Below are 12,554 nucleotides of genomic sequence, written 5' to 3'. Positions count from 1 at the left end.
CTGCCACTGTCGACCTGTCGACCGGCCGTCTCGGCCAGTCGTCTCGACCGGCCTTCTGCCGTCCCGGCTGCCGCCCGGGCTTTGCCTGCCCTTTGCGGTGGGCCATTGTTGCAGCCCCCGCCGACATCGGTACGCCCAGTCTCCACAGTGACCGTTTCGAGCCACGGGGAGAGCTGCCGCGCCCGCCTCCAACCTCGCCGTCGCTCCCGTGCCGGACCGGGGCTCAGGCGACGACAGTGGCCCGGAAAACCATTCCTTCCCCGGACAGTTCCGCCTTTTCGCCCGCCGGTACGAAGACGGACCCGCCGGGGGCGAGCGGGTGGTCGCCCACCTGTACGGAACCCGCGGTGCACAGCAGGATCTGCGGGGTGCCGAGGGTGAGGTCGTGGGCCGGGGCACCTGCCACGAGGACGTAACGGGAGAGGCGGAACTCGTCGATGGGGGTCTCGTAGACCTCCTCGCCGTCGGGGGACGCCTCGGGGCGCAGTACGCCCGGGTCGCTCGCCTCGAAGCGGACGATCCGCAGGAGTTCGGGGACGTCGACGTGCTTGGGGGTGAGGCCGCAGCGCAGGACGTTGTCGGAGTTGGCCATGATCTCGACGCCGAGGCCGTTCAGATACGCGTGCGGCACGCCGGCGCCGAGGAACAGGGCCTCGCCGGGCTGCAGTCGGACGTGGTTGAGCAGGATGGCGGCGATGACGCCCGGGTCGCCCGGGTAGTGGTGGGCGAGATCGGCGTACGGGGCGTGGGCACCGCCGAGCCGGACGCAGGCCGCGGCGGCCTCGGTGACCGTGGCGGCCATCTGTTCGCGGTCCGCGGACAGCACGGCCGTCAACACCTCGCGCAGCGCGGCCTCTTCGGGGTGCGCGTGCAGCAGGTCGACGTACGGCTTGAGGGAGTCGACCTCAAGGGCCGCGAGCAGGTCGGCGGCCTCCGTCGGGGCCCGGAATCCGCACAGGCCGTCGAACTCCGTGAGCGCGCAGATCAGTTCGGGCTTGTGGTTGGCGTCCTTGTAGTTGCGGTACGGGGCGTCGATCGGGACGCCTCGGCGCTCCTCGTCCTCGTACCCCTCCTTGGCCTGGGCGAGGTCGGGGTGCACCTGGAGGGAGAGGGGGGCGCCCGCGGCGAGGAGCTTGAGGAGGAACGGGAGGCGTGGGCCGAACTTGGCGACGGCCGCCCGGCCGAGTTCCTGCTCGGGCGCCTCGTCGATCACCTCGGTGAGCGGGCCGCGAGGCGTGCGCGACGGCGCGCCCGGGTGGGCGCCCATCCACATCTCGGCCTGCGGCTCGCCGGTCGGCTCGACGCCGAGGAGGCGCGGGATGGCCGTGGTGGAACCCCAGGCGTAGGGGCGGATCGTGTTGTCGAGGCGGTCCATGCTCTGTCTTCTTCTCCGTACGTACGCTGCTCAGCGAGCGCTGGTCACCAGGCGTGGCTAAAGGTCAGGCCCCGGAGGCGAGCGCCAGGTAAACGGCGGCGAAATCCGTGATGGCGATCAGCTCGGCGAGGGTCTCCAGGTCGCCGCCGTCCTCCGGTTCGAGTTCGCTGATCGGTGTGTCGTGGCTGAGGGCCAGTTCACGGGCGGCGGGGGCGGCGCTGAGGCCGCTGGTCGGGCGGTCGCGGAGGAGGACCACGCGCGCGTGCATGACCTGTGCCTCCTCGACGCGGTCACGGAAGAAGTCGTCCGGGTCCGCGCCGGCGGCCAGCGCGCCCGAGAGCAGGACGCTGTGCGCGTCGAGCGCCTCGGGCAGTTCGGCGGCGAGCGCGGGGCGGCCCGCCAGCTCGGCCAGCGCACCGACGAAACGGCGGCCGGCCGGGCCCGCGGACGTGCCCTCGGTCCAGATCACCGGCAGCGCCTCGGCCAGCTCGGCCGCGAGGGTCTTGGCGGGGTTGTTGTACGTCGCGACGGCCGGGCCGCAGCGCTCCGCGATCTGGTCGAGCCGGTCGGCGACCTTCTGGAGGGCCTCGGGCGGCGCGGTGACCAGACCGGTGCGGTCGAGGAGCGCGAGCAGCGGCGTGAGCAGCGCCCACAGCACGCCGGGGGCTGACGCGGCGGAGGGCGCCCCCGGCTCGTACGGGGCGGTCGCCATCTGTACGAAGAGGCCGTGGGCGCCGTCCACCGACTCCGTCAGCGGGGAGCGGGCCGGGGCCACGGCGGCGACCGTGCAGCCGCGGCGGTAGGCCTGCTCGACCAGGAGCGAGAGGCCGGGCTCGCTGCCGTCCGGGGTGGCGATCAGGAGCAGGTCGACGGGGCCCGCCCAGCCGGGCAGCTCCCAGCGGAGTGCGCCCGCGGCCGGGGCCACGCCGGTGGGGGCCAGTCGGATGACGGGGCAGCCCGCCCCGGCCAGGGTGCCGAGCAGGTCCGCGGCGCTGATCGCGGCGGCGCCGGGGCCCGCGATCAGGACGGCTCGCGGGCGGCCGTCCGGTTTGAGCTCGGGGATGCCCGCCTCGGCTGCGTGCCGGGCCGCCGTGCGGACTCGGGCGCCCGCTTCGGCCGCGCCGCGGAGCAGGCCGCGGCGGTCGGCCGCCGACAGGGCCTCGGGGGCGTCGAGCAGCGATTCGTCGAGCATGGGCGGCAGCCTCCGGTCGCCGGTTCGTCCTTGGGGCTCGTCCTTGCGGTCGCCTTGGCGGCGGGCCGTTCGGTGGGCCTTATGCCGGGCGGCGGGCCTCGTCCACGAGGAGGACCGGGATGTCGTCCCGGACGGGGTAGGCGAGGCCGCAGTCCTGGCCGGTGCAGGTCAGTTCGGTGTCCTGCTCCTTGAGGGGGGCGTGGCAGGCCGGGCAGGCGAGGATCTCCAGGAGGCCGGCTTCGAGCGGCATGTCGGGTCCCTTCGGGGGCGGGTTCGGGGGCGGGGTTGTGCGGGTGATGTGGCCTGGTCAGGGTACCGCTGTGGGGAGGGGTGGGTGTGGGGAAGAGTTCACCCCACCGCCGCCCCTCCCCTTCCCGTCCCTGGTGGCTGCCGCCCCCCAGACCCCCGCTGTCGGCCTGAACGGCCTCGTCCTCAAACGCCGGACAGGCTGATGGTCAGCCCCTGATGATCGCCAGTACCTCGTCCCGTACCTTCGCCACCGTCGTCTCGTCCCGTGCTTCCGCGTTCAGGCGGAGGAGCGGCTCCGTGTTGGACGGGCGGACGTTGAACCACCAGTCGGTGGCGGTGACGGTGAGGCCGTCGAGTTCGTCGAGGGTGATGCCCTCGCGGCCCTCGTACGCCGTCTTGATCGCGGCCAGGCGGCCCGCCTGGTCGTCGACCGTGGAGTTGATCTCGCCGGAGCCGGCGTAGCGGTCGTACTGGGCGACGAGGGCGGAGAGCGTGCCCTCCTGGCCCCCGAGGGCGGCGAGGACGTGGAGGGCGGCGAGCATGCCCGTGTCCGCGTTCCAGAAGTCCTTGAAGTAGTAGTGCGCGGAGTGCTCGCCGCCGAAGATCGCGCCGGACGTGGCCATCTCGGCCTTGATGAAGGAGTGGCCCACGCGCGTGCGTACCGGCGTGCCGCCGTTCTCCCGGACGACCTCCGGGACCGACCAGGACGTGATCAGGTTGTGGATGACGGTGCCCTTGCCGCCGTGCCTGGCCAGTTCGCGGGCGGCGACCAGGGCCGTGATCGCGGACGGGGAGACCGGCTCGCCGCGCTCGTCCACGACGAAGCAGCGGTCGGCGTCGCCGTCGAAGGCGATGCCGAGGTCGGCGGCCTCCTCGCGGACGCGCTTCTGGAGGTCGACGATGTTCGCCGGGTCCAGTGGGTTCGCCTCGTGATTCGGGAAGGTGCCGTCCAGCTCGAAGTACATGGGGACGAGCGTCAGGGGCAGGCCGGCGAAGACGGTCGGGACGGTGTGCCCGCCCATGCCGTTGCCCGCGTCGACCACGACCTTCAGGGGGCGGATGGCGGTCAGGTCCACGAGGCCGCGCAGGTGCGCCGCGTAGTCCTCCAGCGTGTCCCGCTGCGTGATCGTGCCCGGTGTCGCGTCCGAGGTCGGGGCTCCGGAGTCCATCCAGGACTCGACCAGTTCGCGGATCTCCGCGAGGCCGGTGTCCTGGCCGACCGGGGCGGCGCCCGCGCGGCACATCTTGATGCCGTTGTACTGCGCCGGGTTGTGCGAGGCCGTGAACATCGCGCCCGCGAGGCCGAACGCCCCCGACGCGTAGTACAGCTGGTCCGTCGAGCACAGCCCGATCTCGGTCACGTCGACGCCGCGCGCCGCCGCCCCGCGCGCGAAGGCCCGCGACAGGCCCGGTGACGAGGGGCGCATGTCGTGCCCGGTCACGATCGCGTCCGCGCCCGTCACCTGTGCGAAGGCCGCGCCGAACAGCTCGGCCAGCGTCTCGTCCCACTGGTCCGGGACCACCCCGCGTACGTCGTACGCCTTAACGAGCTGTGACAGATCAGCGGTCACGGCCAACCCTCCTGGAGTCCTCAACGGTGCCCCCAAAGTACCCGTACGGAGTGACACTCGGCTGTGCGGGACCTGGACGGGCACATACGGACATCGCGCACGGACCTCACACGGACTTCACAAGGTCCTTCGGAAGCATCCATTCCAGGACGGGTGAGCTCTGTCCGACGACGATCAGGCACATGACCAGCAGGAGTCCGAGGCTCCATGGGAGCACCTTGCGCGGCAGGTCACCCTCGCGGCCCGCGAGGCCGACCGCCGCGCAGGCGATGGTGAGGTTCTGCGGCGAGATCATCTTGCCCAGGACGCCTCCCGAGGTGTTGGCGGCAGCGAGGAGTTCCGGGGAGAGGCCCGACTCGCGGGCCGCGGTCACCTGAAGGGCGCCGAAGAGCGCGTTGGCCGAGGTGTCCGATCCGGAGACCGCCACGCCGAACCAGCCGAGCACCGGCGGCAGGGAGGCAAGCCCGCCAGCCACGCCGGTCGCCCGATAGGGCTAACGGCGGCTCAACCAGCACACCGCCGTTGAGCGACGAGGTACGTTCTCACTCCCAGCGTGCGAGTCACCTGAAGGCACAACTCCGGCATCGTCCGGTGGACCCGGTTATACGGGGCGTTGACCACGTTAGGCGCGGGGTGCAGTCAATCACCCCTACTGTCCATGGCAGTTGGACGCAGCCGGGACCCATCGGAGCCACCGATGACCCGAGCGGCAAGCCCGTTCGCCACAGAAAGGGCAGTTGACGAAGGGCCAGTCGAGGTACCGGTGGCCCGCGTCGGCAAGCCGTGGCCACCATTGTTCGGGTGACCTCGGGACGCGGGCCCTCGACATTCCGGTCTCCTACACTGCGTATGCCCGTGAGGACCCGCGGCCCGTACGGGCTCGGCGGCGGGCCTGCGGGCGTGCGGCACCGCCACCAGGGCGCCCGCACCGGCCAGGGCGGCGCCGATGTCGGCGAGTTGGGCGGAGACGTAGTTGGAGGCGGCGAACTGGGCGACGGCGAAGGCGAATCCGCACGCCAGGGCCGGGATCCAGGTCTCGCGCAGACCGCGTCGGCCATCCACCAGGAAAACGAGCAGGAGGGGCACCACCAGGGCGAGCAGCGGGGTCTGACGGCCCACTACGGAGGCGACGGAATCCAGTGGCAGGCCCGTGACTTGAGCCAGTGTCACGACAGGTGTGCCCATCGCCCCGAAGGCGACCGGCGCGGTGTTGGCGACCAGCGCGACCATCGCGGCGCGCACGGGGTCGAAGCCGAGCGCGACCAGCATGACCGAGCAGATCGCCACGGGAGCGCCGAAGCCCGCGAGCGCCTCCAGGAGCGCGCCGAAGCAGAACGCGACGACGAGTGCCTGGATGCGCGGGTCGTCAATGGTCGTACACGCCATTGAGTGGAACATGCACCGAGTGGAACGTGCACCGAAATGCGCACGGGGTGAAGTCGCCCTCGGGGGAAGGAAGTTGGGGAGCCTCGCCCAGGGAGCCGGTTGGCGAGCCGGTTCAGGAATCCGGCGAGCGCAGGACCCGCAGGTGGCCGCGGCGTGCGACCTCCATCGGGTCCGCGCCGCGGGCGTTGCCGCCACCCGCCTGTGCGGCGCGCTCCTGCGGACGGGCCGCCTCGCGCACCGCGTTGGCCAGCGCCTCCAGGTCGTCACCGCTGGGGCGGGAGGGAGCGGAGGCGTCGGCGAGCCGGACGACCTCCCAGCCACGCGGGGCGGTGAGGCGCTCGGAGTGCTCGGCGCACAGGTCGTAACAGTGGGGTTCGGCGTAGGTGGCGAGCGGGCCGAGGACCGCGGTCGAGTCGGCGTAGACGTACGTCAGCGTCGCGACAGCGGGACGGCCGCAGGCGGTGCGCGAACAGCGACGTACAGGGCTCACGATGTTGGACGGTACCGCACTCTTGAGCGGGCCGCGATGACTCCCTCCCGGGTCACTCCACCGTGTCGTGCTGTGACCCCTGACACAGGTGGTTCCGGGCGCGCCTTGTTGACCTGCGGGTAAGGGTGTTGGCGAGATTTCGGGCAGGCCCGGGGGTGGTCCGCAGTTGGTGCGAAAGCTGTCAATTGCCGTTATTTATGTGGTCCTAGAGGTATATGAAAACGAGCCCAACCTTGGCTGGAATAGTCATCAACTGGCATGCCCGGTGCGTGAGTCGCCGCGGGTCGCGGGCGCTGGTCGCGCCACGCGACGGGAGCCGCGGGACGTCCTCACTGCGCGCCTCCGAGGGGGTGACCGTCAGTGGAGACGTGCAGGCGAGGAGAGGGTCTGGGGACTACTCTTCGTCAGTGATGGACAACCCCGTACCGCCCCGTGCCGCCGAGCCCAGGCCCCGTCGTCGTGATCGACACGGGCGGGGGATGCGCGGCCCCGTGGCGCCGCCGCAGGTGCCGCTCTCGACGAGCCGGGCCGAGGTGTTCGCGGACCTGGTGCAGGACTCCGTGGAGCGGCTGGAGCGGCGGTGGCCGCAGCTCTCCGACATCGAGTTCCTGGTGCTGGAGGTGCCCCGGCTCGACCCGGCGCGCGACGAGGGCTGGGCCGACGAGACGGTGCCCCTGGGGGGCACGATCGCGGCGCGTGAGGGCCGGCCCGCCCGTGTCGTCGTCTACCGGCGCCCGGTCGAGATCCGCACCAAGGGGCGCGACGAGCGGGCCGCGCTCGTGCACGAGGTCGTGGTGGAACAGGTCGCCGAGCTCCTGGGCCTGACTCCGGAGACGGTGGATCCCCGCTACGGGGAGGACTGACCCCCTCCGGCACCGGCCCGCACGCGCGCGTTGCGGCCGGAAAACCCACACGCGCGCGTGGCGTCCCGCTCCCGCAGTACCTGGTCCCGCGATGCCCAGCCCGCCCTCGGCGGTGCCCGGCCCTCCGCGGTGCCTACTTCTGCAGCACCGAGAGGTCCTGTTCCGCGTCCGGTACCTCCACCGTTCCCCGGTCGTCCGGCAGCGTCTGCACCGTGAACATCGGTACGCCGCCGCTCGCCTCTTCGAGCATGCGCGCCGCGTGGACGGGGCCGCCGGACAGCGGCTCCACCGTGAGGGCGTACGTGCCCTTGAGGCCGCTGGGGACGGGCAGCTCGACGTTCTGCGTGGTGCCGCCCTTGATGGTGTACGTCTTCTCCGCGGCCGTGCCGCCGCCGCTGCCCGCGGACGCCGTGACCTTGACCTTCGCGGCGCTGTCGGGGGCCACCAGGGAGAGCGTGGAGCCCTTGGAGCGGTTGTCGGCGGCCGTCGCGCGCGTGTTCACCGGGCCGGTCGCCGGGATGAACGCCGTCTCTTGCTTGTCGCCCTTGCCGCGTACGACCCGGAGGGCCGCGACGACCGGGGTGGGCCGCCCGGTCGGGGTCAGGATCAGTGATCCCGCCTCGCCGCGCGTGACGTCACCGAGGTCGATGGCGGCGGTCATGCCGGCCTTGATGTGCAGCGTCTCGCTTCCGGCGGGGGTGATCGTCCCGTTCGGAGAGGCGAGCCGCACCTTCAGGTCGGCGTCGGCGTCACCGGGCGCGAAGGCGACCAGGCGCACGGACGTCGCGTCCTTCGGGATGCCCGGCAGGACGAGGCTGCCCGCGGGGTCGGTGGAGGAGGCCAGCCAGTCGCCGCCGAGTTTGTCGTCGACGGCCTGGACGGCGGCGGCGACCCGGCCACTGCGGACCGTCACATGCACGGTGAGGTCGGTCTGCGGCTGGTCTATGAGCGTGGACAGCAGCACCGCCTCGCTGGAGTGCGGCGGGATCTGGATGCCCTCCCCCACCGTCGACTTGAGGGCGCCGTCCTTGCCGTACAGCTCGATGTCGGCGACCGCGGCGGCGGCGTCCGGGTTGGTCAGGTGTGCGTAGTCCGTGCGCTCCTTGGCGGTGCTGGCGCCGGGGAACCAGAACTCCGTGTCCGGGGCCGTGCAGTTGGTGCCGAGCAGGCCGCGGCCGGTGCCCGCCGGGATCTGCGTGGTCTGCTGGACGGTCCAGCCGGGCGCGAACCTGCCCTCGGCGGTACCGACGAGCGCGGGCGACTCGGCGCCGGAGGCCTCGCCGGTGACCGGCTTGCCCGGCTCCTTCGGCGTCAGCACGGGCTTCTCCTTGCCGTCCTTCTCGTCGCCCTTGCTGCTGCCCTTGTCGTCGTCCTTCTTGTCGTCGGTCTTGCCGTCGGCCGACTCCTTGCCCGCCGCCAGGAGTTCGGCCGTGCCGCCGTCACCGGTGCCCTTGGCGACGGGCGTGAAGGACGTGTACGCGGTCTCCGCGAGGTCCGAGGTGCTGGGAGCCGGGCACAGCAGGCTGGTGCGCTCCACGGGCAGCAGGGCGGCCGCCTTCGCCGTGGCCGTGCCGGAGGTGTCCGGCTCGGACATCGAGGCGAATCCGGTGACGGCGGCGAGCGCGGCCACGCCCGCGATCAGGGACACGGTGGTGCGGTTCACTGCTGGCTCCCGTCGGGGCGCTCACTGTCGGTGCCGTGGGGCGGCTGCTGGTGCGAGTCCGGGTCGTACGCCGGGTCGTAGCCCTGGGCGTACGTCTGCGTCGGGTCGTACGCCGCGTTCCCCGTGCCGTACGACGCGTACGGGTCGTACTGGCCCGTCTGGTACGGGTCCGCCGGGTACTGCTGCTGGTCGTAGGTGCCCGCCGGGTACTGCGGGGCGCCCTGGTACTGCTGCTCGCCGCCGTAGGTGCCGTACTCGGCGCCCGCGTACGTCGTCGTGTCCCAGTCGCCGTAGGCCTGCTGCTGCGGGACCTGGGCGGGAACAGGAGCCTCCTCCGAAGGAGGAGGCACGGACGGCGGGGCGTCGGGGGTGAACTGGTCGGGCTGGTCCGTCTGTTCGGCCTCCGCCTGGGCGCGCAGCCTGCGGGCCCTGCGGCCCTCGCCGGAGACGTCCTGGGCGGGGACGACGGGCTGCTCGGGGAGGTCGTCGTCGACGTCACGGCGGCGGCCGGGCAGGGCGAGCACCACGAGGACGAGGGCGAGCGCGCCCTGGGCCCACAGCCACCCCGTGTGGCTGATCGGGGCCTCGAACGTGACGTCCAGCCGGCCCGCGGTGGCGGGCAGTTCGAAGCCCTGGGCCCAGCCGTCGACCGTGGTCCTGGTGAGCGGCTTCCCGTCGAGGGTGGCCGTCCAGCCCGCGTCGGCGGTGTCGGCGAGGCGCAGGACGCGGCCGTCGGCACCGGCGGGGATCTTGGTGTGCAGTTCGACGGGACCGGCGGCGATGGGCTGCGGGTCGCCGGACCCGGGGACGATGGCCGCGCGCGCGACCTGCCGGTCGACGCGCCACAGGGCGCTGCCGTCCTGCTGGCTCAGCCGGCTCAGGCCGGGCGTGGCGTCCAGGACGCGGCTGACCTCGCGGGGCGCGCCGCCGCGCACGAGGACGTACCGCACGGCGAAGCCGCCGAGCTGGTCGGCCTGGTCGGCGCCGGAGCCGGCCACGAGGTTCGCGACGACCTTGTCGAGCGTCCTGTTCTCGCCGTCCGCCGCCGCCAGTTCGGCGTCGCCGAGACGGGCGCCGGAGCCCCGGACGAGCATGTAGCCGACCTCGGCCGCCGAGGAGCTGTTCAGGACGAGGGTGCGCGCCTGGTCACGGGTACCGCTCTCCTCGGCGACGAAGGCGGGCACCTGGACGGGATCGCGCCGCTCCAGGGGTCCGTCCGCGCCGCGGATCATCCACCCGGCGGCGACGAGCAGGGGCCCGGCGGCCGCGGCGAACGCGATGAGCACGGCGAGCGGCTGGCGCCAGCCGAAGCTCTGCTCGGCCACGCGCGAGCGCGCGCCGTCGGCACCGAGCGCGGCGGCGGCGAGGAAGGCGAGGCCGTAGACGAGGGTGGCCGGTCCGGCCCAGGCGGAGCCGTTGGACAGGACGGCGAAAACGAGCGCCGCAAGTCCGGCCGCCCAGGCGGTCCAGATTCCCAACTGACGCTCTGTACGCACCAGCGCGGCCACCGCCGCGCACACGATGCCGATGAGCATCAGGCCGCTGACGGTCCCGGGGCCGCCCGGGCTGCCGCCCAGCAGGTCGAGCGCGGAGGCCGCCCCCGATCCGTACTCCATCCCGGCCTCCTGGAAGAAGCCGAACGGCAGCAGCGTGAGCGACCAGGGGGCGAGGACGAGCAGCGGGGTGCCGAGCTGTGCCACGAAGCGCAGGCCATAGGCGGTGATCTCGCCGCGGCGCACGACCAGCAGGGCGAGGCCCAGCACGAGCGCGATGGGCCACACGATCGGCGTGAACGCGGTGGCGAGGGTCAGCAGCAGTGCGTACGTCCAGGTGGCGCGCCAGCTGCCGCGGGCCGTTTCCGAGCCGAGGCCGCTGGCCGCGACGCCCGCGCGCGCGATGAGGGGCAGCAGCACGGCGAGTACGGCCGTGCCGATGCGGCCGCCCGCGAGCGCGCCGGTGGTGGCGGGCAGGAAGGCGTACGCCACGGACGCCCAGGCGCGCAGCAGGCGCGACTGGACGAGCGGCCGGGAGGCGAAGTAGGCGGTGAAGCCGGCCAGCGGCACCGAGCCGACCAGCAGCACGGTGACGGCGAGCCCGGTGGAGCCCAGCAGCACGCTCGCGAGCATCGCGACGAGCGCGAGATACGGCGGCGCGGACTGCGTACCGCCGGCGCCGATCGGATGCCAGGCGTCCAGGTAACGCGACCACAGCTCGGAGGAGTCGGCCGGGGCGGGCAGCAGGGCGCCGCCCGAGAGCGCGCCGCCGCCGAAGAGCTCACGGCAGGCGACGAGCGAGATGAGGAGGAGCGCCACGAAGAGCATAGGTCCCGGCTTGCGGGCGACGCGCTTGAGGCGGGCGAACTGCTCGACCTCCAGGAAGTCGGCGTCGTCACCGCCGGGCCCGGACTCCACGGCACTGCCGTGCCGCCCCGCCGCGTTCAGCTCGGGGTCGGAGCGGCCCGTGAGGTTGCCCGCGGCCTGTTCGATCGTGGCCCGTACGGTCGCGCCGGGCGGCGGGAACAGCGGGCGCAGCTCGCCCTTGTCGACCTGGGAGCGGCCGCGCCTGCGCCGGCCCGCGAGGATGCGCTCGGGGCGCAGCAGGGTCCCCAGGAGGCCGCGGATCTCGTCGACCGCCTGTCCGGGGACCTTGCCGACGAGGTACGCGACCGTACGCAGCAGGGTGCCCAGGACGAGCCGTACGAGGACCCAGGGGAGCACCGCTCCACGGGTGTTGACGAGCAGGGTGTAGACGGCGCCGGCCTTGTCGACCTTGTGCGGGGAGGCGGAGGTACGGCCCACGCAGTCGACGGTGCGCCGCTCGCGGGAGGACGCCTCGGCGTGCCGCACGACCGCTTCCGGGGCGACGAGGACACGGTGGCCCGCGGTCTGGGCGCGCCAGCACAGGTCGATGTCGTCGCGCATCAGGGGCAGCCGCCGGTCGAAGCCGCCGAGCTCCTCGAAGACGTCGCGGCGGATCAGCATGCCGGCGGTGGACACGGCGAGCACGGGCCTGACGTGGTCGTGCTGGCCCTGGTCCTGTTCGCGCCGGTCGAGGCCGGTCCAGCGGCGGCCGCTGTGCGCGATGGTGACGCCGACTTCCAGGAGCTGTCTGCGGTCGTACCAGCCGCGGAGCTTGGGGCCGACGATCGCCACGTCCTTGCCGAGCTCCCCCTCGTTCTCCACGACGCGCAGCAGCTGGGCCAGGGCGTCCGGCTCCGGGGCGCAGTCGTCGTGCAGGAGCCACAGCCACTGCACGGGCTCGCCGTGGGGCAGCTCCGGCATGTCGTACGCGTCGTCGCGCCAGGTGCGGGTGACCGGGTCCCAGCCGCTGGGGCGCTTGAGGTACGGCAGGTCGTCCGGGGTCAGCACGTCGGCCGTACGAACGGCCTCCTCGACGGCCTGGCCGAAGCCGGTGCGCCGGGCGAGGTGCAGCACCCGGTCGGCGCCGAGGGAGTCGGTGACCAGCCGGGCGGAGTCGTCCGCGCTGCCGGTGTCGGCCGCCACGGCGTTCTGCACGGGGCGTTCCTGGCCGAGCAGCCCGGCGAGGGCGTCGGGCAGCCAGCGGGCGCCGTCGTGCGAGACGAGCACGGCGGTGACCACGTGCCGTGGAAACTCGGGCGGGCGGGCTGGGTCAAACGCTGCAGTGGCAGTGTCGTACTGACCTGCCGAATGGCTGTGCGCGGACATCGAGGTACGGGCCCCGGTTCGATGGACTGCGGTGGACGCCTGTGTCCCCAGAGGACAACGGGGCGTCTCGGACGGAGGC

Annotated in this window: 8 protein-coding genes and 2 pseudogenes; 1 reads left to right on the top strand and 9 read right to left on the bottom strand. The window is 73.0% G+C overall.

The window, feature by feature from the left end; genetic code table 11:
* Window positions 1–223 precede the first annotated feature (223 nt).
* The 7 genes and pseudogenes from manA to OHA11_RS28660 all read right to left on the bottom strand — a co-directional run bounded on the left by manA (window position 224) and on the right by OHA11_RS28660 (window position 6,263).
* A complete protein-coding gene (gene manA, locus OHA11_RS28690; RefSeq protein ID WP_266501246.1) occupies window positions 224–1,375 on the bottom strand; it encodes a mannose-6-phosphate isomerase, class I in 1,152 nt (383 codons plus the stop codon).
* A gap of 64 nt (window positions 1,376–1,439) precedes the next feature.
* Complete coding sequence (locus tag OHA11_RS28685) at window positions 1,440–2,567, bottom strand: SIS domain-containing protein (RefSeq protein ID WP_266501243.1); 1,128 nt, start codon at window positions 2,565–2,567, stop codon at window positions 1,440–1,442.
* Window positions 2,568–2,646: 79 nt separating this feature from the next.
* Window positions 2,647–2,817, bottom strand: coding sequence for a Trm112 family protein (locus OHA11_RS28680; RefSeq protein WP_266501241.1), 171 nt, complete (start codon window positions 2,815–2,817; stop codon window positions 2,647–2,649).
* 205 nt (window positions 2,818–3,022) lie between these two features.
* Window positions 3,023–4,387 carry a phosphomannomutase/phosphoglucomutase gene (locus OHA11_RS28675; RefSeq protein WP_266501238.1) on the bottom strand — a complete coding sequence of 455 codons (1,365 nt, stop codon included), beginning with the start codon at window positions 4,385–4,387 and terminating at the stop codon, window positions 3,023–3,025.
* Window positions 4,388–4,493: 106 nt separating this feature from the next.
* Window positions 4,494–4,853: pseudogene (locus tag OHA11_RS28670) on the bottom strand (L-lactate permease); the annotation flags it as partial.
* Window positions 4,854–5,229: 376 nt separating this feature from the next.
* Window positions 5,230–5,755, bottom strand: a pseudogene (locus OHA11_RS28665) (L-lactate permease); the annotation flags it as partial.
* A gap of 130 nt (window positions 5,756–5,885) precedes the next feature.
* Entirely contained in the window at window positions 5,886–6,263 is a 378-nt protein-coding gene (locus OHA11_RS28660; protein WP_266501235.1) for a DUF3499 domain-containing protein, read from the bottom strand.
* A 410-nt stretch (window positions 6,264–6,673) separates the two neighbouring features.
* Here OHA11_RS28660 and OHA11_RS28655 point away from each other — a divergent pair, with 410 nt between their 5' ends.
* A complete protein-coding gene (locus tag OHA11_RS28655; RefSeq protein ID WP_266507525.1) occupies window positions 6,674–7,126 on the top strand; it encodes a metallopeptidase family protein in 453 nt (150 codons plus the stop codon).
* A 133-nt stretch (window positions 7,127–7,259) separates the two neighbouring features.
* On the opposite strand, the gene OHA11_RS28650 is transcribed toward OHA11_RS28655, so the two are convergent.
* Together OHA11_RS28650 and OHA11_RS28645 are read right to left on the bottom strand one after the other, a co-directional pair.
* Window positions 7,260–8,789 (bottom strand): DUF5719 family protein, encoded by a 1,530-nt coding sequence (locus OHA11_RS28650; RefSeq protein ID WP_266501234.1) that lies wholly within the window; start codon window positions 8,787–8,789, stop codon window positions 7,260–7,262.
* Window positions 8,786–12,475 carry a glycosyltransferase family 2 protein gene (locus OHA11_RS28645; RefSeq protein WP_266501232.1) on the bottom strand — a complete coding sequence of 1,230 codons (3,690 nt, stop codon included), beginning with the start codon at window positions 12,473–12,475 and terminating at the stop codon, window positions 8,786–8,788. Before OHA11_RS28645 ends, OHA11_RS28650 begins: the two co-directional genes overlap by 4 nt.
* Window positions 12,476–12,554 lie beyond the last annotated feature (79 nt).

This window comes from Streptomyces sp. NBC_00878 (assembly GCF_026341515.1).
Classification (GTDB): Bacteria; Actinomycetota; Actinomycetes; order Streptomycetales; family Streptomycetaceae; genus Streptomyces.
Note: the sequence above shows the minus strand (reverse complement) of the source record. Positions and strands in the feature narration are given on the sequence as shown.